The sequence below is a fragment of the Serratia liquefaciens ATCC 27592 genome (genome assembly GCF_000422085.1).
Lineage (GTDB): Bacteria > Pseudomonadota > Gammaproteobacteria > Enterobacterales > Enterobacteriaceae > Serratia > Serratia liquefaciens.
Map to the genome: position 1 here is coordinate 4,348,635 of NC_021741.1, position 21,042 is coordinate 4,369,676.

The 21,042-nt window shown below is 58.6% G+C and carries 16 protein-coding genes and 1 pseudogene; 9 read left to right on the top strand and 8 right to left on the bottom strand.

Features of this window, described 5'->3' with window-relative positions; genetic code table 11:
- Positions 1 to 155: 155 nt before the first annotated feature.
- The 6 genes from fhuB to hrpB all read right to left on the bottom strand — a co-directional run bounded on the left by fhuB (position 156) and on the right by hrpB (position 11,598).
- On the bottom strand, positions 156 to 2,144 hold the full coding sequence (fhuB, locus tag M495_RS20335; protein WP_020828555.1) for a Fe(3+)-hydroxamate ABC transporter permease FhuB: 1,989 nt from the start codon (positions 2,142 to 2,144) through the stop codon (positions 156 to 158).
- Positions 2,141 to 3,049 (bottom strand): Fe(3+)-hydroxamate ABC transporter substrate-binding protein FhuD, encoded by a 909-nt coding sequence (gene fhuD, locus M495_RS20340; protein ID WP_020828556.1) that lies wholly within the window; start codon positions 3,047 to 3,049, stop codon positions 2,141 to 2,143. The genes fhuB and fhuD overlap by 4 nt, the downstream gene beginning before the upstream one ends.
- Positions 3,049 to 3,846, bottom strand: a complete 798-nt coding sequence (gene fhuC / locus M495_RS20345) for a Fe3+-hydroxamate ABC transporter ATP-binding protein FhuC (RefSeq protein ID WP_020828557.1) — start codon at positions 3,844 to 3,846, stop codon at positions 3,049 to 3,051. The genes fhuD and fhuC overlap by 1 nt, the downstream gene beginning before the upstream one ends.
- 47 nt (positions 3,847 to 3,893) lie before the next feature.
- Positions 3,894 to 6,092 carry a ferrichrome porin FhuA gene (gene fhuA, locus M495_RS20350; protein WP_041414941.1) on the bottom strand — a complete coding sequence of 733 codons (2,199 nt, stop codon included), beginning with the start codon at positions 6,090 to 6,092 and terminating at the stop codon, positions 3,894 to 3,896.
- Between the two features lie 253 nt (positions 6,093 to 6,345).
- Positions 6,346 to 8,847 carry a bifunctional glycosyl transferase/transpeptidase gene (gene mrcB / locus M495_RS20355; RefSeq protein ID WP_020828559.1) on the bottom strand — a complete coding sequence of 834 codons (2,502 nt, stop codon included), beginning with the start codon at positions 8,845 to 8,847 and terminating at the stop codon, positions 6,346 to 6,348.
- A gap of 288 nt (positions 8,848 to 9,135) precedes the next feature.
- Complete coding sequence (hrpB, locus tag M495_RS20360) at positions 9,136 to 11,598, bottom strand: ATP-dependent helicase HrpB (protein WP_236615019.1); 2,463 nt, start codon at positions 11,596 to 11,598, stop codon at positions 9,136 to 9,138.
- Between the two features lie 56 nt (positions 11,599 to 11,654).
- Between hrpB and thpR the strand changes: the two genes are divergently transcribed.
- The 6 genes from thpR to folK all read left to right on the top strand — a co-directional run bounded on the left by thpR (position 11,655) and on the right by folK (position 16,627).
- The gene (thpR, locus tag M495_RS20365) at positions 11,655 to 12,197 is read left to right on the top strand and encodes an RNA 2',3'-cyclic phosphodiesterase (protein WP_020828561.1); all 543 of its coding nucleotides are present in this window, start codon (positions 11,655 to 11,657) and stop codon (positions 12,195 to 12,197) included.
- A complete protein-coding gene (sfsA, locus tag M495_RS20370) occupies positions 12,194 to 12,901 on the top strand; it encodes a DNA/RNA nuclease SfsA (RefSeq protein WP_020828562.1) in 708 nt (235 codons plus the stop codon). The genes thpR and sfsA overlap by 4 nt, the downstream gene beginning before the upstream one ends.
- 183 nt (positions 12,902 to 13,084) lie before the next feature.
- On the top strand, positions 13,085 to 13,540 hold the full coding sequence (gene dksA / locus M495_RS20375) for an RNA polymerase-binding protein DksA (protein WP_020828563.1): 456 nt from the start codon (positions 13,085 to 13,087) through the stop codon (positions 13,538 to 13,540).
- Positions 13,541 to 13,612: 72 nt separating this feature from the next.
- Positions 13,613 to 14,524, top strand: coding sequence for a tRNA glutamyl-Q(34) synthetase GluQRS (gene gluQRS, locus M495_RS20380; protein ID WP_020828564.1), 912 nt, complete (start codon positions 13,613 to 13,615; stop codon positions 14,522 to 14,524).
- A 61-nt stretch (positions 14,525 to 14,585) separates the two neighbouring features.
- Positions 14,586 to 16,136, top strand: a complete 1,551-nt coding sequence (gene pcnB / locus M495_RS20385; protein WP_071844533.1) for a polynucleotide adenylyltransferase PcnB — start codon at positions 14,586 to 14,588, stop codon at positions 16,134 to 16,136.
- Positions 16,136 to 16,627: a 2-amino-4-hydroxy-6-hydroxymethyldihydropteridine diphosphokinase gene (gene folK / locus M495_RS20390; protein ID WP_020828566.1), complete on the top strand. Its 492-nt coding sequence runs from the start codon at positions 16,136 to 16,138 to the stop codon at positions 16,625 to 16,627. Before pcnB ends, folK begins: the two co-directional genes overlap by 1 nt.
- Before the next feature lie 35 nt (positions 16,628 to 16,662).
- Here the strand turns inward: folK and qseC are convergent.
- Positions 16,663 to 18,023: pseudogene (qseC, locus tag M495_RS20395) on the bottom strand (quorum sensing histidine kinase QseC).
- Entirely contained in the window at positions 18,020 to 18,682 is a 663-nt protein-coding gene (gene qseB / locus M495_RS20400; RefSeq protein WP_020828567.1) for a quorum sensing response regulator transcription factor QseB, read from the bottom strand. Before qseB ends, qseC begins: the two are co-directional and overlap by 4 nt.
- A gap of 169 nt (positions 18,683 to 18,851) precedes the next feature.
- Between qseB and panB the strand changes: the two genes are divergently transcribed.
- The 3 genes from panB (at position 18,852) to panD (ending at position 21,041) form a co-directional block, all read left to right on the top strand.
- Positions 18,852 to 19,646 carry a 3-methyl-2-oxobutanoate hydroxymethyltransferase gene (panB, locus tag M495_RS20405; RefSeq protein WP_020828568.1) on the top strand — a complete coding sequence of 265 codons (795 nt, stop codon included), beginning with the start codon at positions 18,852 to 18,854 and terminating at the stop codon, positions 19,644 to 19,646.
- A 24-nt stretch (positions 19,647 to 19,670) separates the two neighbouring features.
- Positions 19,671 to 20,525 (top strand): pantoate--beta-alanine ligase, encoded by an 855-nt coding sequence (panC, locus tag M495_RS20410; RefSeq protein ID WP_020828569.1) that lies wholly within the window; start codon positions 19,671 to 19,673, stop codon positions 20,523 to 20,525.
- A 135-nt stretch (positions 20,526 to 20,660) separates the two neighbouring features.
- Positions 20,661 to 21,041, top strand: coding sequence for an aspartate 1-decarboxylase (gene panD, locus M495_RS20415; RefSeq protein WP_037416822.1), 381 nt, complete (start codon positions 20,661 to 20,663; stop codon positions 21,039 to 21,041).
- Position 21,042 lies beyond the last annotated feature (1 nt).

The following is a 21,042-nucleotide window of genomic DNA, read 5'->3' on the forward strand; positions in this document are numbered from 1 at the left end:
ATATGCACCGCCCCTCAGATCTCAGCCCCCTTTCCACACTGAATACCCGCTCTGCGCAGCCGTACGCAAAGCTTTGCAATGGTATGAAAATACGAAAAAATAAAGGCCCAGCGATGCTGAGCCTTTGAGGATAGAAACGGCAGGAAGGACGTCGGTTACGAGGTTTGCTTACGCAGCAAATAAACGAAATACGGCGCCCCGATAAAGGTGGCCAACAGCCCGGCAGGGATCTGGTACGGGAACATCACCATGCGGCCACACCAGTCGGCAAACACCATCAGCAAGCCCCCCAACAGCGCAGCTATCACCATCTGCGGTAACGCACGGCGGAAGCCCAGCATACGTGCCATATGCGGCGCCATCAGGCCGATAAAGCTCAACGGCCCCACGGTCAACGTCGCCATCGCCGTCAGCGTAGCAGCCAGCAGCAGAATGACCACTCGCACCGGCGTTAGCGCAATCCCCACCGAACGGGCCGTGGCACTGCCCAAAGGCAGAATACTGAGCCAGCGGCGACACAATGGCGCCAACGCGATCAGCAGCGCAGCAATGGCCGCCGTACGTACCGCCTGTTCCGGCGTCACCGAGTAGGTGGAACCTGAAATCCAGGTCAGCAACCCGCCCATACGCGGATCGCCGCTTGCCAGCAGCAGGAAAATAGTGGTGGTAAAGGCCGTGCTGAGCGCAATACCGGCCAGCAGCATGCGTTCGGTGGAAAAACCACCGCGCCCGGCGGCGATCATAATCACCAATAGCGTCGCCGCTGCCCCCAGGCTGCCGGCCGGCAGCAGCCAGACAAAGGCATCCCCCGGCACGATAAACAGCATGACCACCACGCCAAAGGCCGCGCCGGAGCTGATACCCAGCACTTCCGGGCTGGCCATCGGGTTGCCGGTCAGCTTTTGGATCAAGGTCCCCGCCACCGCCAGCATCATGCCCGCAGCCAGCGCTGACAGCACGCGTGGCCAGCGCCACGGCATCAATGACTCCAGCTCTGCGCCCTGGCTCCAGTGCCAGCCTGTGGCGTTCTGACCAAACATCAATGCCACGGCAATGCCGGCCAGCAACACCGTCGCTGCCAGTGCTGCCCACCCCCACAGATGACCGCGTTCGGCAGGTACCCTGTCACCCAGGTTCATTGGTGGCGGCGTAGCGGCACTGCGCAACCGCGGCAACAACCACAGCAACAGCGGAGCACCAAACAGCGCCGTTGCCGCCCCGGTCGGGATCTCACGCCAGACCTGCGTCAACCAGATCATCACCTGGTCGGTCAACCACAGCAGCAGCGCCCCCAGCAACGGCGCCAGCATCATGCGATGCGCCAGACGGCGCGCGCCCAGCATTTTTGCCATCAGCGGTGCAAACAGGCCAATAAAGCCAATGACGCCTACCGCATTCACCAACATCGCACTGAAAATTATCGCCACCGCCAGCGCGCAAAAACGCGCCATCGACAACCCTAAACCCAGATTGCGCGCAACGCCATCGTCCAGCCCCAGCAAGGTCAGCGGGCGCAACAGCAGCACAGCCAACACCCCGGCAATCAGCAGGCGCGGCAGGATAAACTGCGCAGTGCTCCAGTCCTGCTGGTTTAACGCACCGGTGCTCCACAGGAACAGACCCTGCAGTTGATCGTAATTGAACAGTGCCAGCAGACTGTTGACCGCCCCGCAATACAGCCCCAGCACCAGCCCGGCCAGGATCAGCGTCACCGGGGACATACGTTTGCCCCAGGCCACGCCGAACACCAGCCCGCCGACCAGGATGGCGCCAGCCATTGCCGCCAGTTGCCGGGTCATCTCACCGCCCGGCAACATCCACAAAGTGGCAATAGTCAGCCCAAGCTGCGCCCCAGCTGACACGCCGAGCGTCGCCGGTTCCGCCAGCGGATTGCGCAGCACCTGCTGGAACAGTACGCCAACTAGCCCCAAGCCGGCACCGGCCAACAGAGACACCGACAGCCGTGGCAACAGGCTGTAGTGGAACAGCATTTGGCGCACATCGTCGATGTTCGGCGCGCTCAGCGCCTGTCCCCACAGTGCCCAGGGCAGCTGTTGCAGCAGATTGTAGATCGTCAGGCCGCCCGCCGCCGCCAACAGTAACAGCAGCAATGTCAGCGGTAATGCGCGAATGCGTGCGCTCATGAATAACTCTCCTGCACCTGCTCCAGCAGATGGCAAAAACGCATCGCTGACAGCGTCGCGCCGTAAAACCACACAGCCGGCACCTGACGCAATTGGTTCTGCCTGACAAACGGCAATGCCTGCCACAGTGGGGTAGAACTGACTTTTTCCATCATGGCCTGATTGCCGTGATCGAGATAAATCGCGCGCGCATTTTTTACCGCCGTCAGGCGCTCAATGCCCACTACCGCCGTACCCCAGAAATTGGTTTCCCCCTCCCAGGCATTTTGGATCCCAAGCTGGTCCATCACCTCCTGGAACAGGCTTTTCTGGCCAATGACCAGCGCATGGCGCGTGTCCAGCAGGGAGAACAGCAGCAGCGGATGTCGGCTGTAAGACTGCAGCCGCTGACGCGCATCCTGGATAAATCGATCGAACTGGATCAGGTGCTGCTCTGCCCGTGCCTCAAGGCCCAGCCGCTGCGCCAGTTGCACTAACGACTTCCGGCCCACCGTCAGCGGTTTGCCGCTGCCGTCATTGAAGCCGAAGCTCATGGTCGGGCCGATAGGGGCCAGCTTTTGCGGCGTCGGCCCGTATCCCTGCGACAGCAGCAACAGCGAGGGCCGCAGCTGCTGCAGCAATTCCAGATTCGGTTCGGTGCGTTGACCGACGTCGATCACCGACGCCGGCATTTTCGGCTCTTCTACCCACAGGTTGTAGTTGTGGATATCCGCGACGGCCAGCGGCGTGATCCCCAGCGCCAGCAGCAGCTCGACAGGCAACCACTCCAGCGCCACAATACGCGCAAGATCGGGTGGCGTTGCCGCCGCCTGGCTCGGCAAGGAAAACAGCAGGGGCGACAGCGCCATGGCCGTCAGCAGGCGACGGCGAACGGCATCATGATGAAAATCAGAAGAATCAGGCATCAGTAGACAAAACTCACCGGCGCGCCGCCGCTTGGATGCGGCAGCGTACCCATAGGAATACCGTAGATTTGCTCCAGCACGTCACCCTGCATCAACTCCAGCGGGGTGCCCTGGGCAATCATCTCGCCGCCGCGCAACGCCACCAGATGGTCGCAGTAGCGTGCGGCCATATTGATGTCATGCAGCACCGCAATCACCGTCAGGCCACGCTCATGGCTCAAACGTTGGATCAAAGCCAGTACCTCAACCTGATGGGCGATATCCAGCGCCGAGGTCGGCTCGTCCAGCAACAGGCAGCGGCTGTCTTGCGCCACCATCATCGCCAGCCAGGCGCGTTGGCGCTCGCCGCCGGACAGGCTATCGACCAGGCGGTTGGCAAACGGCTTCAGCCCCACCAGCGCAATCGCCTCTTCCACCTGTTGGCGATCGTTAACACCAAAGCGGCCCAAGGCGCCATGCCAGGGGTAGCGGCCAATCGCCACCAGTTCGCGCACCGTCATCCCTTCCGCGGCGGGCAATTGTTGAGGGAGATAAGCGACCTGACGTGCGAAGGCCTTGCTGTCCCATTGGCTCAGCAGTTGCTGGTTAAGCCGCGCCGTACCGGCGGTTGGATTTTGGTGGCGACCGAGAATTTTCAGCAAGGTCGATTTGCCGGAGCCGTTGTGGCCGATCAGCCCGCAGACATTCCCCACGGGAAAGGTCAACGACAAGGGTTGTAGCAGCACGCGGCCGGGAACGGCAAAGCTGGCGCTGTCCAGGGTAAAGGTGGCGTCGTGATTGAGGTGTTTATCCTGCATAGGTCCTACTCTGTCCGGGGCGACATGGCGCCGCCCCGGTAATCCGATTAGAAGCGGAAGGTTGCGGTGGCGACCACCTGACGTTCAGCGCCCCAGTAGCAGCCATAGGTGGCAAAGCAGCTGGAGACGTATTCTTTATCAAACAGGTTGTTCACGTTGATGCCAATCGAGGAGCCTGGCAGATTGAAACGCGCCAAATCGTATTTTATCGCCGCATCTACAACCGTATAGTCCTTTACTTTAAAGGTGTTGGCTTCATCACCATAGCTGGAACCGACATAGCGAACGCCGGAGCCCAGGGTCAACCCGCTGAGTGCGGTTTCATGGAAGGTGTAATCCGCCCACACTGAAGCCATATGTTTTGGAATCGCCGCCGGGGTATTGCCCTGTAGCGTGGTGTCCTTGGTGTACTCGGCATCCGTGTAGGTATAAGACCCCAGCAGGTTGACGTTGGCCGTCAGTGCGGCTTTGCCTTCCAGCTCTACCCCGCGGGAGCGGATCTCCCCTCCTAGCACGCTAGCAAACGAGTGATCCGGATCGGGATCCGCCACCTTATTGTTGGTTTTGGTCAGCTGATAAATCGCAATGCTGGCAGTAATTGGGCGATCTTTAGGTGCAAACTTCACCCCGGCTTCATACTGCTTGCCTTTGGAAGCGGCGAAGGTATTGCCACTAAAGTCAGTCCCTGAAGTAGGTTCAAAGGATTCACTGTAGCTGACATAGGGCGCAATGCCGTTTTCAAATACATAGTTCAAACCTGCGCGGCCGGTGAACTCGTTGTCCTTCTGTTTTGATACCAAATTCTGTTTCAGGCGGTTGGTGCTGTTGGTGTCGCTCCAGTCATAACGCCCGCCCATGGTCAGTACCCAGTTGTTCCACTCGGCCTGATCCTGCACGTAAAGCCCGGTCTGCTCTTGGCGGTTAACCTGACTGGCGCCGCCGGTAATGGTATAGCTTTGATTGCCGTACTGCGGCGCCACCACATTAAGGCTAGAAGCACTGCCATACTGATAAACGACGTCGTTACGCATACGCATGTAGTCCACACCCATCAGCAAGGTGTGATCAACCGCTGCCGTCGCAAACTTTGCCTGCGCCTGAGTGTCCACTGCAAAACTCGACAAATGCTCTTTCGAGTTCATCACCCCACGCGTCAACTCTGCAGGATTGGTCGCGCTGATGCCCTGGCCATAGATAGAACGGTAGTCCACGTCCATCTTGGAATAACGCAGGTTTTGACGCAGGGTCCACACATCATCAAAGCCATGCTCAAAGGCGTATCCCACCATCTGTTGCTTACGCGAGATGTTGTTATAACCCGGCTCACCGTCGTTGAAACTGGTTGGCAACTTGCCGTTAATCCCATTTTGTACCGTCCCCTCTTTCGGCAGCCAGCCATAGAAGCCTACGCTTGGGTCATCCTGGAAACTGCTGAGGAATGTCAGTGACGTACGATCATCCGGCCGCCAGCTGAAAGAAGGCGCAATCGCATAGCGTTTGCTCTTCTCACCGATCTGCTGCTGATCTTCATCTCGCGCCAGACCGGTCAAGCGATAGGAATAAATGCCGTCATCATCCAATGCCCCGCCAAAGTCGAAGCCGGTCTGGAACAGATTGTCGGTACCCATTTTAAACTGAACTTCACGCAGGGTTTCCGTGGTCGGCCGCTTACTGACCAAGGCGACAACCCCGCCCGGGTTGCTCTTCCCATAAAGCACCGACGAAGGGCCACGCAACACTTCCGCACGTTCCAGGAAGTAAGGGTCAATTTGGTAAATGGAATAGTTATCGTCCTGCAGCTTCAGCCCATCCAGGTACATGTTGGTACCTACCGAACTGAAACCACGAATATTTACGGCATCATAAGCGGTAGAGGCGCCGCGGTTGCCCACCATCACGCCCGGCGTATAAGCCAGTGCGCCTTTTACCGTATCCGGCTGGCGCATATCCATCTCTTCACGCGTCACGACGGAAACCGACTGCGGAGTCTTTTCAATCGGCGTGTCGGTCTTGGTTCCGGTGGCACTGTGTTTGGCCGCGTAGGTCCCTACCGGTCCCCAGGCGTTTTCCTGCTGCGATTGGCTGCTGCCCACCACGGTCAGGGTCTCTTCCTTGGCGGCGGACTTGGTATCGGCGGAAAATGCCGGCATAGCCAGCGTGCCAAGGGCGGCAGCGATAGTCATCGCTAACCCACTGACGTGAGAACGGCTCTGCTTGGCCGCGGAAGGAAGACGCTTGGTCGACATAGGTGGTTTCTCTGATGAATTATTTGATAACGAATGTAAACGATAATAATTATTATAATCGCGGCATTTTATGCAGAAGCTAAATTAAACTGCAAGTCGAATTCGGCCGGTAAATTGGTGTGCGATTAACCGCTTAGCCACATCAAGCAGGTGGAAATAAACTGCGCAGAGAAATAAAAAAGCCCGCAACGGGAAGTTACGGGCTTAATAATAAAGAAAAACTTTTCACCTGAGCGGTGACAAGCAAGGTCGCTTATTTGCCGAACATGTCCTTGATCCAGCCGGCAACGCCGTCAGCATCTTTTTGTTCGCCCGCTGGCTGTTGCTGCTGCTCTTGTTGCTGCTGAGCGGCCTGACTCGCCTGGCACAACCCCTGCGGATTATCGGTCCATACCGGAATGGTACGCCCACCGCCGCCACAGACGAAGTTACCGCTGCCGTCGATAGTCATCTGGTTGATACCTTCCGGCGGTTGCAGCATCAGCGGCAACGGCGTCTGGTTCTCCAGATAGCGGCGATACAGCGTCAGCGCACCGTTGGCACCGGTCAGCTTGGCTGGGCCGTTGTTATCGCGTCCTACCCAGGCGATAGCCACTTCTTTACCGTCGATACCGGCAAACCAGCTGTCGCGCAGGTCGTTGGTGGTACCCGTTTTCGCCGCCAGATTGTAGTTGGGGAATTTCACCGACAATGAGCGGGAAGTCCCGCGCGCTACGCCCTGCTGCATCGCATACAGCGTCAGGTAAGCCGCCTGGGCCGGTACCACGCGTTCCGCCTGCGGGAAGCTCTGGTACAGCACCGAACCGTCTTCAGCAATCACCGAACGCACCGCAGACAGCGGAGCACGGTTACCGCCACCGGCAATGGTCTGGTATTCCTGCGCCACTTCCATCGGCGTCAGGCCAATCGCGCCGAGCAGCATCGAAGGCACCGGGTTGATTTCAGCTTTCGGAATGCCCAAACGCTGCAGCGTTGCGCTGACCTGATCCAAGCCAACCGACATACCCAGGTTTACCGTCGGTACGTTGAGTGAAAAGGCAAGGCCATCCACCAGCATCACCTGCCCACGGAACTTGCGGTCATAGTTGTTTGGCTGCCAGACGGTGCCGTTCGACAATTTCAGCGTCAGCGGCTGATCCGCCAGCCAGGTGTTCAGACGATATTTGTCCGGCTCAGACAGCGCGGTCAGGTACGTTGGCGGCTTGGCCAGTGAACCGACCAGGCGACGCGCCTGCATGGCACGGTTAAACCCGGCAAACTGCGGGTTGGCACCACCGACCATGGCGCGAACTTCGCCGCTGAAACGATCGACAATCACCATAGCCGCTTCCAGATCCTGAACATGACGAGCCGCTTTCAGGGCCGGCACGCCGTCTTCAACCGCTTTTTCCGCCGCATCTTGCGACACCGGATCCAGCGTGGTGAAGATTTTCACCCCGGACAAGTCGTTAACCTTGTCGCCCAGCTTGGCTTGCAACTCCTGACGCACCATCTGCATAAACGCCGGCTGCGGCGTGATCACCCCACCTTTCGGCTGCACGCCCAGTGGACGAGCGCTGAGCATGTCGTACAGTTCAGCATCAATAACGCCCTGGTTCTGCAGCAGTTTGAGCACCAGGTTACGACGTTCCAGCGCCAGCTTCGGGTTACGCCAAGGGTTGTACAGTGACGCGCCCTTGACCATGCCCACCAGCAGTGCCTGTTGATCCAGGCTCAGTTCGTCCACCGGGCGGCCGAAGTAATACAGGCTGGCCAACGGGAAACCGCGAATTTGATCGTTGCCGCTCTGGCCGAGATAAACCTCGTTCAGATACAGCTCAAGGATGCGATCCTTGCTGTAACGGTAATCCACCAACAACGCCATGTAGGCTTCATTGGCCTTACGCCACAGCGAACGCTCGTTGGTCAGGAACAGGTTTTTTACCAACTGCTGCGTCAGGGTACTGCCGCCCTGCACCGCACGTCCGGCGGTCAGGTTAGCCAGCACCGCACGACCGATGGAGTAAGGACTGATGCCGTCATGCTCATAGAAGTGACGGTCTTCGGTGGCAATCAGCGTATCCACCAGCAGGTCAGGGAAACCGGCGCGCGGCACGAACAGCCGCTGTTCGCCGTTCGGCGACTGCAACATGGTGATCAGACGCGGATCGAGACGGAAGAAGCCGAAGCTGCGCTGGTTTTCCATGTTCTCGATATTCGCGAGACGGTTGTTCTGGAAATTCAGACGCGCGTGGATCTGCCCTTCTTTGCCGTCCGGGAAATCAAACGGACGACGCAGCAACTCGATGCTGTTGGCCTGCACGGTAAACTCACCCGGGCGCGTCATGCGGCTTACCTGGCGGTATTGCATGCCCTCGAGTAAATTGACCATTTCCTTTTTGCTGTACGGCATGCCCGGTTCCAGGTTGACCATGCGGCCATAAACCGCCGCCGGCAACTGCCAGACCTTGCCGTCGATGCGGCTGCGGATTTGCGAATCCAGGTACACGCCGTAGATCGCCAACAGTACGGCAACCACCAGAATCAGTTTGATCAGCAGGCCGAGCCAACGGCGTTTTTTACGCGGCGGAGTCGCTTTTACCTTACGCGGCATGCGTTCTTCCTCGTCTTCATAATCATCATCGTCATCCTGGTACTCGTCTTCCTCGTAATCATCGTAATCGTCATCTCGACGACGGCGCGGCGGCTTGCGCGACGCGGTGCGTGTTGGTTGTTTCCCTTTGCGCCCGATGGGCTCGCGGTCATCCCCAGCCATTGCTGTTGTTCTCCAGACTTGGCGGCACTGCCGGCCATTATGAGTCGCTTAATCTGTCGCGGCGCCAGACCGCTGAACAGAAGAAACATCTGAATTCTTCCTCTAAATAATTGGCGTTGCATCACAACAAAACCAACGGTTTTGTTGAACAGCGCTTGCGCTGGCCCCAACGGGGCGAGGCTCTGCCGAGTAAGGCGGTGAGAGAGCTTATCCCAATGAGCTTACTCTAGTAAGTGATTCGGGTAAGTGAACACAGCCAACACAGATGCGGCGTCAAATATGACGAGGCTACTGATATTTTTTCGTGCGCCGCGTCGGGGCGGTATTCGCCGGATCGTCCGGCCACACGTGTTTCGGGTAGCGCCCTTTCATCTCTTTTTGCACTTCCCGGTAAGCCCCCTGCCAGAACGCCGCCAGATCGCCGGTAATTTGCAACGGCCGGTGCGCCGGTGAGAGTAACTCAAGCACCACCGGGATGCGACCTTCGGCCAACATCGGGCTGCGCTGTTCACCGAACACTTCCTGTAAACGCACCGCCAGCGCCGGAGGTTTTCCGGCATCATAACGGATGGGCAAGCGGCTGCCGGTCGGCACAGTGTAATGAGTGGGTAGCGCATTATCCAGCCGCTGTTTTTGCTGCCAGTTCAGCAACCGCGCCAAAGCCTCGGCGATATTCACCTGTTTTAATCCGCGCATGTCCCGCACGCCACCGAGCGACGGCAATAACCACTGCTCCAGCGAGGCCAACAGCGACTCATCGTCGACCGGCGGCCAGGCGGCCTCCGGCAACCAGTTTTGCGCACACTGCAAGCGCAGCCGCAGCTGTTCGGCGGCGGTATCCCAGTTGAGTACCGCTATGCCCTGAGCGCGAACCCAGTTAATCAATGCCTGCTGCAGCTCTTCGTCCGCCGGCTTGGCCAACGGTTGAGCACGCAGCGTCAGACGACCAATTTGCTGGCGTTTCCAGGCACGTAAAGTGCCCTTTTCTTCATCCCATTCCACCGCCGTTTGCTGGGAAACCATCGCCGGCAACTGCGCCGCCAGTGCATCAATTTCCACCGGCAACGCGAGCAGGATACGCGCATCGGGGCTGTTGTGCCCCTGTAGCAGGCTTGGCACGATAAGCCAGGGGGCTCGTGACAATGCCTCATCCTGATTCATCGCCGCGCCCATGCCATTGGCCAGCAGATAGCGGCCATCCTGCCCCCGTCGTTGGGCAATGCGATCGGTAAACGCCAATGCCAGCAGCCGCGGTGCCAGTTCGACATCGATCCGCCCCGCTTTCACCTGCAGACGGCGAGCTAGCTGTGTGGCGCGGCGCTGCCAATTTGGCTGCGGACGACTCAGCCAGTAGCCGATATCCATTTGCCCACCGCGCGGGGGTTCCTCCAGCAACGCAGCCAAAGCAGCGGCCGTCGCCAACCCATCTGCCCCCAGTTCTGCGCCGTGGGTCAGCATCGCCGCCAAACGCGGCTCACAGCCCAGAACAGCCATTTGTCGGCCCCGCGCCGTGAGCTTATCGGCGTCATCGGTGGCGCCAAGCTGCTGCAATAGCCTTTTTGCGGCGGTCAGCGCCGTTTCCGGCGGACGGTCGAGCCAGGTCAGTTGCCCGACGTCATGGCAACCCCATTGCAGCAGTTCCAGCCAAAAACCGGCGAGATCGCTTTGCAGAATTTCCGGCTCGGCGTGCTCTGCCGCCCGTTCAGCCTGCTCTTTGGCAAACAGATGCCAGCAGATGCCCGGTTCCAGACGCCCGGCGCGGCCTGCGCGCTGGATCATCGACGCCTGGCTGATACGTTGAGTCACCAGCCGCGTCAGACCATTGCGCACGTCATAACGCGCAACGCGTTCCAAGCCACTGTCCACCACCAACCGAATGCCTTCGATGGTCAGACTGGTTTCGGCAATATTGGTCGCCAGCACCACTTTACGGCGACCGGTCGGCGCCGGGTGAATCGCCTTCTGCTGCTGCGCCAGCGGTAAAGCGCCGTACAGTGGGCACAGCTCGGTATCGGCCGCCACTTCACCGTTCAACCGCTCCAGCACCCGGTTGATTTCTGCCACGCCGGGCAGGAACAGCAGCAGCGATCCCGTTTGCTCAGACAGCAGGCGCTTCACCGCCGCCGCAACGCCGTCCTCCAGCCGTTGGTGGCTGGCCAGGGGCTGATACTGGCGCTCTACCGGGAAGCTGCGCCCGGCAGATACCACCGCCGGTGCCTGTGGCAACAGCTGCGCCAAACGGGCATTATCCAGCGTCGCCGACATGATCAGCAGTTTCAGATCGTCGCGCAGCCCTTGTTGGACGTCCAGCAATAGCGCCAACGCCAAATCGGCCTGCAGGCTGCGCTCGTGGAATTCGTCGAGGATCACCAGTGAAACGCCCTGCAGCTCGGCATCCTGCTGCAGCATGCGGGTGAGAATGCCTTCGGTCACCACCAGCAGCTTGGTCTCCGGCCCGCTTTTGCTTTCGGCGCGCATGCGGTAGCCCACGGTCTGACCGGGTTCTTCCCCTAACTGCTGCGCCAGCCGGTACGCCACGTTCTTCGCCGCCAACCGCCGGGGTTCGAGCATGATAATGCGGCCAGGCAATCCGGCTTTAGCCAGGATCTGCAATGGCAGCCAGGTCGATTTACCGGCGCCGGTCGGCGCATGCAGCAGAACCTGCGGAGCGGATTGCAGCGCAGTAAGCAATTCATCAAGAACCGCGCTGACGGGCAGTGAAGACACAGAACTCTCCGTAGTGGTTAACATTAGACGGCGCACATTGTAGCATTAGACTCTGCGTTTCATTTACTTGCCGGGTATCTATGTCCAGTTCGCGCCGCCTGTTTTTCGCCCTGACCTTGCCTGATGCGCTGCAGCAGCAGGTGATCCGCTGGCGTGCCGATGCCTTTACGCCGGAAGCCGGTCGGCCGGTCGCGGCCGCCAATTTGCACCTGACGCTGGCCTTTCTCGGCGACGTCACGGCGCAGAAAGAAACGGCGTTGAAAAAACTGGCCGGTCGCATCAGTCAGCCCGGTTTCAGCATGGTGCTCGATGATCTCGGTCACTGGCCGCGTCCCGGCGTCGTTTGGCTTGGCACCCGGCGCGCGCCACGTGGGCTGTTGCAACTGGCGGAATTGCTGCGCTCGCAGGCGGCGCGCAGCGGCTGTTATCAAAGCCCAATGCCGTTTCATCCGCATATCACCCTGCTGCGCTCCGCGACCCAGCCGGTCGCCATACCGCCCGCAACGCCGGGCTGGCACTTCAGCGCCAACGAATTCGCCTTATACCAGTCAGTTTTTGAAAACGGCCGCACGCGTTATCAGATGCTTGAACAATGGCCCTTAGCCCCTCAGGACACCCCATGATTTTTACGCCCCCCCTGCGCCATGCCACGCTGATTAAACGTTACAAACGCTTTCTGGCGGACGTCGTCACGCCAGAAGGGGAAACCTTCACGCTGCACTGCGCCAATACCGGGGCCATGACCGGCTGTGCGACTCCCGGCGACACCGTTTGGTACTCCACCTCGGATAATGCCAAACGCAAATACGCCCACAGCTGGGAACTGACGCATACCCAACAGGGGGATTGGATCTGCGTAAATACCCTGCGTGCCAATGGGCTGGTACGCGAGGCAATCGAACAGAATCTAATCAATGAATTATCCGGTTACAGTAAAATCAGCAGCGAAGTAAAATATGGCAGTGAAAATAGCCGTATCGATTTGTTATTACAGGCAGAAAATCGAGCCAACTGCTATATTGAAGTTAAGTCAGTCACATTACTGCAACAACAACGTGGTTACTTTCCTGATGCGGTAACGCTCAGAGGACAGAAACACTTGCGTGAGTTGCAAAGCGTGGTTGAAAGCGGGCAACGGGCGGTATTGTTCTTTGCTGTGTTACATAGCGGTATTGAGCAGGTCGCACCGGCACATCATATAGATGAGCGTTATGCGGCACTGTTGGCACAGGTTCAGCAGTTGGGCGTAGAAGTGGTTTGTTATAGGGCTAAATTATCACCTGACGGTATATCTCTCTGCGATAAGTTACCGTTTTTTATCGATTAGCGCTGACCGGGTACAAATAATCCGACTACCGGTTATCGCATCGCCAAATACGCCTTCCTTCACACCATTGTCAAGCAGGCGACAGGAATAATTGCCAACCTACTCCCCATCTGGTATTTATAGCGGCCTGTTTTTCCCCCGCATTGGGGATTCGATAGTGCGTGTGTATGTAGGAGAAGCAACATGCAAGAAGGGCAAACCCGTAAAACCTCGTCCTTGAGCATTCTCGCCATCGCTGGGGTGGAGCCGTACCAAGAGAAGCCGGGCGAAGAGTACATGAACGACGCCCAGTTGTCGCATTTCAAGCGCATTCTTGAAGCATGGCGCAACCAGCTCAGGGATGAAGTGGACCGTACTGTATCGCATATGCAGGATGAGGCAGCAAACTTCCCTGACCCGGCCGACCGTGCCACTCAGGAAGAAGAATTCAGCCTTGAACTGCGTAACCGCGATCGCGAACGCAAACTGATCAAAAAGATCGAGAAAACGCTGCGAAAAGTAGAAGACGAAGATTTCGGCTACTGCGAATCCTGCGGCGTGGAGATTGGCATTCGTCGCCTCGAAGCGCGTCCGACTGCCGATTTGTGCATCGACTGCAAGACTCTGGCCGAAATCCGCGAAAAGCAGATGGCCGGCTAATACAGTTGTTATCGCTGCGGCGTGCGCGTCAGTGTGCGCCGCACAGAGAAAAGGGAAAGTTTCCCCTCTGATATGCAAGAAAGACATTATGTGGGGCGCTTTGCCCCATCGCCTTCCGGGGATCTGCATTTCGGTTCGCTGATTGCCGCTCTGGGAAGCTACCTCCAGGCTCGTGCCCAACACGGGCAATGGCTGGTTCGCATTGAGGATATCGATCCCCCGCGCGAAGTCGCCGGTGCGGCCGATCGTATCTTATCCGCTCTGGAACACTATGGTCTCCACTGGGACGGCCAGGTCATCTATCAATCCCAACGTCACGAAGCTTACCGCGCCACTCTGGAACACCTGCATCAGCAGGGACTGAGCTATTTCTGCAACTGCACCCGCAGTCGTATCCAGCAGATTGGCGGTCTTTATGATGGTCATTGCCGTGCTTTGAATCTCGGCCCGCAGGGCGCCGCCATCCGTTTGCGCCAATCCAGCCCGGTTTATGCCTTTCACGATCGCCTGCAGGGAGAGTTGCAGGCCGATCCGGCGTTGGCGCGGGAAGACTTTATTATCCGTCGACGCGATGGGCTGTTCGCTTATAACCTGGCGGTGGTGGTTGATGACCATTTTCAGGGCGTGACCGAAATCGTGCGCGGCGCCGATTTGATCGAACCTACCGTGCGTCAGATTGCGCTGTACCGTCAGTTACAGGCGCCGGTGCCCGCCTATGTTCATCTGCCGTTGGCGCTGGGTGCCAACGGCATCAAATTGTCGAAGCAAAACCATGCGCCCGCGCTGCCCGCAGGCGATCCCCGCCCGGTGCTGGTTGCCGCACTGAAGTTTCTGCGCCAACCGCTGCCGGAAAGCTGGCAAGATCTTGACCTGCCGTTATTATTGAGCTGGGCGATCGCACACTGGAAGCTGGATGATGTGCCGCGTCAGGAGGCTATTCCCCTGGACGAAAACACATCAGCATTCTCAAAAGAGCCATGGTGAGCTATGATTAGCCGCTATTTTTTGTTAGCGCCATTTTTTTCAGACACTATCGAGGTGTACCATTTTTACCCGAGTAGCCAATTTCTGCCGTAAGGTGCTAACCCGCGATGACAAGCTGCCGCGTGACGATGCGCCGGTCAGCGATACAAACGTAGTCCGCGAAGAAAGCGCGGTGGCTGCGAAGCCGTCTGCGCCGCAGCAACGTTCCGCCGATCGCGGCAGAGATACTCCTGCCCGCCGGCAGGCACCGCGTAAACGCCCACCTTTTCCTGCCGCAGAGGGAACCGGCCCAATGACCGTTATCCCCCGCGATCAGCACTCCATCTCACGTAAAGACATCAGTGAGAACGCGCTGAAGGTGCTGTACCGCCTGAATAAATCCGGCTTCGAAGCTTATCTGGTCGGCGGCGGTGTACGTGACCTGCTGCTGGGCAAAAAACCGAAAGATTTCGACATCACCACCAACGCCACGCCGGAGCAAGTGCGCAAGCTGTTCCGTAACTGCCGCCTGGTGGGCCGCCGTTTCCGTTTGGCGCACGTGATGTTCGGGCCGGAAATCATCGAGGTTGCCACCTTCCGTGGCCACCACGAACAGCAAACGCCGGATTCTGACAAAAACTCTTCCCAGCAGGCCCAAAACGGCATGCTGCTGCGCGACAACATCTTCGGTTCGATCGAAGAAGATGCTCAGCGTCGCGACTTCACCATCAACAGCCTGTATTACGGCGTGGCGGACTTCACCCTGCGTGATTACGTCGACGGCCTGCGCGACCTGAAGCAGGGCGTGATTCGTCTGATCGGCGATCCGGAAACCCGCTACCGCGAAGACCCGGTGCGCATGCTGCGTGCGGTTCGCTTTGCCGCCAAGCTGGACATGACCATCAGTGACGAAACCGCCGAGCCGATCCCGCGTCTGGCCTCGCTGCTGCATGAGATCCCACCGGCGCGCCTGTTTGAAGAGTCGCTGAAACTGCTGCAGGCAGGCTACGGTTACCCAACCTATCTGAAGCTGTGTGAATACCAGCTGTTCCAGCCGTTGTTCCCGCAGATCGCACGTCACTTCACCCCGACCCATGACACGCCAATGGAGCGTATTCTGGTTCAGGTGCTGAAGAACACCGACTACCGTCTGCAAAACGACATGCGCGTCAATCCGGCATTCCTGTTTGCTGCTATGCTTTGGTATCCGCTGCTGGAACATGCGCAGAAACTGGCGCAGGAAAGCGGTCTGGCGTACTACGACGCCTTCGCACTAGCGATGAATGACGTGCTGGACGAGCAATGCCGTTCATTGGCGATCCCGAAACGCATTACCACGCTGGTTCGCGATATCTGGCAGTTGCAGCTCCGTCTGTCTCGCCGCCAGGGCAAGCGCGCGCACAAGCTGATGGAACACCCGAAATTCCGCGCCGCTTACGATCTGCTGGCGCTGCGTGCCGAAGTGGAAGAAAACCAGGAGATGTTGCGTCTGACCGAATGGTGGGGCGAGTTCCAGGAAGCCACCCCGGCGCGCCAAAAGAACATGTTGAGTACCTTGGGTGACGATCCGGCGCCGCGCCGCACGCGTCAACGCCGCCCTCGCCGTCGGACGCCGCGTAAAGAAGGGGAATAATGATCCGCGTTTATATCGCGCTGGGCAGTAACCTGGCGCACCCGTTGCAACAGGTCAAGGCCGCACTGGAAGCGCTGGAGCATCTCCCGCGCACCCGGTTGATCCTTTGTTCTTCGTTTTACCGCACCAAGCCGCTGGGGCCGCAAAACCAGCCGGACTTTCTCAATGCGGTGGTGGCGCTGGATACCTTGCTGCCCGCGGAACAGCTGCTGGATCATACCCAGGCGATAGAACGCAATCAGGGCCGCGTGCGCAAAGATGAGCGCTGGGGCCCACGCTCCCTCGATTTAGACATCATGCTGTACGGCGATCAGGTTATTCATACCGATCGCCTGACGGTGCCGCATTACGGCCTGAAAGAACGCGAGTTCATGCTCTACCCGCTGGCGGAAATCGCCCCTGACCTGATTTTCCCGGACGGCGAGTCGCTGACCAGTTGCCTGAAGCGCGTGCCGGAAAACGGCATGGAACTGTGGCATAAACCCAAGTAAACGCCAGCGTCGGGCGTAGTTCATATACAGCGCCCTTACAGCACCACCTGCGCGACAAATCCCCCTTCCGGCCGATTGGCAAAACTGATGCGCAGACCGTGCAAACTGGCGATACGTTGCACTATGGATAATCCCAGCCCGCTGCCGGTTTGTTCCTGTCCTGGTGGGCGATAAAAACGTTCCCCTAGCCTTGTCAGGTGCTCCTCCGTCACGCCCGGACCATCGTCTTCGACCCTCAGCATCCGCTCTGTCAACTTCACCGTAACGGTGCCGCCTGCCGGCGTGTAACGCACTGCGTTATCCACCAGATTGCGCACCAGCAGCGACAGCAGCAGCGCTTGCCCCTGTAACGGCGGTGGTGTGCCCTGCTGTTCATAGCGCAGCGTGACACCTGCGGCATGGGCATGACGATCCTGTTCGGCCAGGGTCATCGGCACCAGTTGCCCCCAGTCGACCGCTTCCAGTTCGGCCAGATCAGACAGTGAATCCAGCCGCGAAAGCGTCAGCAGCTGATCCACCAGCCGGGTCGCGCGATCGATACTCACCGTCAGGTTTTCCAGCGCATGCTCGCGCATCTGTTCGTCATCACCCGCCAGTTGCACCACTTCCGTCTGCACCCGCAGCGCCGCCAGCGGGCTGCGCAGTTCATGGGCCGCATCGGAGGTAAAGCGCCGCTCACGCACCAATAGCGCATTAATGCGGGCAAACAGCGCGTTAAGCGCATCCACCAGTGGGCGCACTTCGGTAGGTACCTGGCGCGCGCGTCCAGCGGTGTGGCGTCATCCGGAGCGCGCTTGCGCAGTCCAGCGGCGACCGTGCGCAATGGCTTCAGTTCTCGCCCGACCATCAAGGCAATCAGCAGCATCAGGATCGGCAGCGTCACCAGCCAGGGCACCAGTTGCCCGGTCACCATGCCCAACGCCATATCGCGTCGATAGTCCCACTCCTGCCCCACGACGATGCGATAACGCCCGTCCGGGCTGGTCAGCCACAGCAGCCGCCAACTGTCGTCATCGCCTTTGCGTTCACCATCGGTAAAGCCTTCTCGCTCGCCATCAAACAGGAAATCCGCCCCGTTCTCGCCATCATTGAGCAACATCTTGCCGTTACGGTCGAAAATGGCGAACGCCAGCGCGTCGTCGTCCTGCTCGCCGCGTTTACCGTGATGCACCAGCTTCTTGGTTTTCGGCAGGCTGCGTGCATTTTCGTCGGCCAAAAGATCCCCCAGATTGGCGGTCGCCAGGCGTTTGGCGAACAACATCTGTTGGGTATCGAACACTTCGTTGATGTTGTTGCGCGTCATCATCCACGCCACCAAACTGGCGGAGCACCAGGTCAATAATGCCAGCAGGCTGAAGATCAGGATCAGCCGCAACCGCAGACTAAGATGTTTCACGGCACATCCCCCAGGGTATAACCCACGCCGTGAATGGTGCGGATAAAACTATTGCCCAACTTGCGTCGCAGGTGGTGAATATGCACTTCTACCGCGTTGCTGCTGACCTCATCGTCCCAGTTGTACAATTTTTCCTGGATCAGCGGCCGCGCCAGCACCCGCCCCTTGTTGTGCAAAAACAGTTCCAGCACCGCCAGCTCGCGCGGCGTCAGCGTGACCGGTTCACCGTTGCAGCTCACGCTGCGGGTGGCGGCGTCAAATACCACATTGCCATGCACCAGCTGCGGCATCAGTTGGCCGTGGCGACGACGGATCAACGCCTGCAGGCGAGCCGCAACTTCCGCCAGGGCAAAAGGTTTGCACAGGTAATCGTCAGCGCCGCTCTGCAGGCCGCTGACCCGCTGCTCCAACGCATCACGCGCGGTGAGGATCAGCACCGGCACGTCGTGGCCAGCCTGCCGCCACTGTCGCAGCAGATCCAAACCGTCGAGACCCGGCAGGCTGAGATCGAGAATAACCGCGTCGTAAGGCGCGCTTTCCAGCGCGTTTTTCCCCACCAGACCATCGGTAAACCAGTCCAGATTAAAGCCGAGTTTGGTCAAGCCAGCCTTGATGCCGTCGCCAATTAACTTGTCATCTTCTATCAGCAAAATTCGCATGTGCGTCCTTTTTTAGCCATTGCCGCCCATTACACCACAAGGTTCTTAAGAAGCTCTTAAGCATGATGATCTGCGCTACCCACCCCGTTAGGGTTACAGTAGAATGACAGCACTTTTTTGCAGCCAGGGCCCTGCGCATACCGCTCGGCCCTATTCAGGAGACGTAGTGATGAAACCCACCACCGTGACCCATTTGCGCCAGTGGAAGCAGGAACAACGCAAGTTTGCTTCCCTCACCGCCTACGATGCCAGCTTTGCCAAACTGTTTGAAGAGCAAGGCGTTAAAGTGTTGCTGGTAGGCGACTCGCTGGGGATGACGCTGCAGGGCCACGACTCCACGCTGCCGGTCACCGTCGCCGACGTTGCCTATCATACTCGCGCCGTCCGGCGCGGCGCCCCAGCCTGTCTGTTGCTGGCCGATATGCCTTTTATGAGTTACGCCACGCCGCAATCGGCCTGTGCCAATGCCGCCGAGCTGATGCAGGCCGGCGCTAACATGGTGAAGCTGGAAGGCGGCAGCTGGCTGTGCGAAACGGTGAAAATGCTGACCGAACGTGCGGTGCCGGTGTGCGGCCACCTTGGCCTGACGCCGCAATCCGTTAACGTGTTTGGCGGCTACAAAGTGCAAGGCCGTGATGAGCTTGCCGCCAAGCAACTGCTGGAAGATGCCAAAAATCTGGAGCTGGCCGGCATGCAGCTACTGGTGCTGGAATGCGTGCCAACCGAATTGGCGCGCAAGATCACCGAAGAACTGACCATCCCGGTGATTGGCATCGGTGCCGGCAATGCCACCGATGGCCAAATCCTGGTGATGCACGACGCGTTCGGCATCACCGGCGGCCACACGCCTAAATTCGCTAAAAACTTCCTGGCGCAAAGCGGCGATATCCGCTCGGCGGTGCAACACTATATTCAGGACGTGGAGCAAGGAATTTACCCCGCTGAAGAGCACTCATTCAACTAAAGTGACTGCGTTAGGAGTTATGGAATGGTAATTATCGAAACCCTGCCTCTGTTGCGTCAGCAGATCCGCCGCTGGCGTCAAGAGGGTAAACGCATCGCGCTGGTGCCGACCATGGGCAACCTGCACGAAGGCCATATGACGCTGGTCGATGAAGCACGTGCACGTGCCGATGTCGTGGTGGTCAGTATTTTTGTCAACCCGATGCAGTTCGAACGCCCTGACGATTTGGCGCGCTACCCGCGCACCCTGCAAGAGGACAGCGAGAAGCTGACCCGTCGCGGCGTAGAATTGGTGTTCGCACCCGCGCCGGCCGATATCTACCCTCAGGGGCTGGAGCAACAAACCTATGTCGACGTACCTGGCCTGTCCTCCATATTGGAAGGGGCCAGCCGTCCGGGCCACTTCCGCGGCGTCGCGACCATTGTCAGCAAGCTGTTCAACCTGGTGCAGCCGGACCTGGCCTGTTTTGGCGAGAAGGATTATCAGCAACTGGCGTTGATCCGCAAAATGGTGGCGGACATGGGTTACGACATCGACATCGTCGGCGTGCCTACCGTACGCGCTAAGGATGGCCTGGCGCTCAGTTCACGCAACGGCTACCTGACCGCCGAAGAGCGTAAAATCGCCCCTCAACTCAGCAAGATCATGAATGCGCTGGCAGAACAGCTCAGCAACGGCGAACGGCATGTCGACGAGTTGCTGGAACACACCGCCTCTCAGTTGCGCAGCGCTGGTTTCACACCGGACGAACTGTTTATCCGTGACGCCGACAGCCTGCAACCGCTGGGCGTGGAAAGCCAACGGGCAGTGGTGCTGATGGCCGCCTGGCTCGGCAAGGCGCGCTTGATTGACAACCAACAGGTTGATCTGACGCTGTAAGCTACTTTTTGTGCAGTCGTCACTGTTACAGCCCCTCTGAAAGTAGACATGGAGGGACTTATCGGTGACGATAAACGCCGGATGGATGTTCAACCTCAATCGCCTGTGAAGGCGGATACTCAGTTAGGTAAAGTTATGATACGTACTATGCTGCAAGGCAAGCTGCATCGGGTGAAAGTGACTCAGGCCGACTTGCACTATGAAGGCTCCTGCGCCATCGATCAGGACTTCCTGGAGGCCGCAGGCATTCTGGAATATGAAGCTATCGATATTTATAACGTTGATAACGGTCAGCGTTTCTCAACCTATGCCATCGCTGCCGAACGCGGCTCGCGCATTATTTCGGTCAACGGGGCAGCAGCGCGTTGCGCCTGCGTCGGCGACAAGCTGATCATCTGTTCTTACGTGCAGATGAGCGATGCCGATGCCCGTCAACACCATCCGAAAGTGGCCTACTTCGAAGGCGACAATAACCTGCAGCGCAAGGCGAAAGCCGTGCCGGTTCAGGTCGCCTAAA

Bases quoted from the DNA above. Each gene is read 5' to 3' on its own strand.
- fhuB (WP_020828555.1), bottom strand. From the start codon at position 2,144: ATGAGCGCACGCATTCGCGCATTACCGCTGACATTGCTGCTGTTACTG.
- fhuD (WP_020828556.1), bottom strand. From the start codon at position 3,049: ATGCCTGATTCTTCTGATTTTCATCATGATGCCGTTCGCCGTCGCCTG.
- fhuC (WP_020828557.1), bottom strand. From the start codon at position 3,846: ATGCAGGATAAACACCTCAATCACGACGCCACCTTTACCCTGGACAGC.
- fhuA (WP_041414941.1), bottom strand. From the start codon at position 6,092: ATGTCGACCAAGCGTCTTCCTTCCGCGGCCAAGCAGAGCCGTTCTCAC.
- mrcB (WP_020828559.1), bottom strand. From the start codon at position 8,847: ATGGCTGGGGATGACCGCGAGCCCATCGGGCGCAAAGGGAAACAACCA.
- hrpB (WP_236615019.1), bottom strand. From the start codon at position 11,598: ATGTTAACCACTACGGAGAGTTCTGTGTCTTCACTGCCCGTCAGCGCG.
- thpR (WP_020828561.1), top strand. From the start codon at position 11,655: ATGTCCAGTTCGCGCCGCCTGTTTTTCGCCCTGACCTTGCCTGATGCG.
- sfsA (WP_020828562.1), top strand. From the start codon at position 12,194: ATGATTTTTACGCCCCCCCTGCGCCATGCCACGCTGATTAAACGTTAC.
- dksA (WP_020828563.1), top strand. From the start codon at position 13,085: ATGCAAGAAGGGCAAACCCGTAAAACCTCGTCCTTGAGCATTCTCGCC.
- gluQRS (WP_020828564.1), top strand. From the start codon at position 13,613: ATGCAAGAAAGACATTATGTGGGGCGCTTTGCCCCATCGCCTTCCGGG.
- folK (WP_020828566.1), top strand. From the start codon at position 16,136: ATGATCCGCGTTTATATCGCGCTGGGCAGTAACCTGGCGCACCCGTTG.
- qseB (WP_020828567.1), bottom strand. From the start codon at position 18,682: ATGCGAATTTTGCTGATAGAAGATGACAAGTTAATTGGCGACGGCATC.
- panB (WP_020828568.1), top strand. From the start codon at position 18,852: ATGAAACCCACCACCGTGACCCATTTGCGCCAGTGGAAGCAGGAACAA.
- panC (WP_020828569.1), top strand. From the start codon at position 19,671: ATGGTAATTATCGAAACCCTGCCTCTGTTGCGTCAGCAGATCCGCCGC.
- panD (WP_037416822.1), top strand. From the start codon at position 20,661: ATGATACGTACTATGCTGCAAGGCAAGCTGCATCGGGTGAAAGTGACT.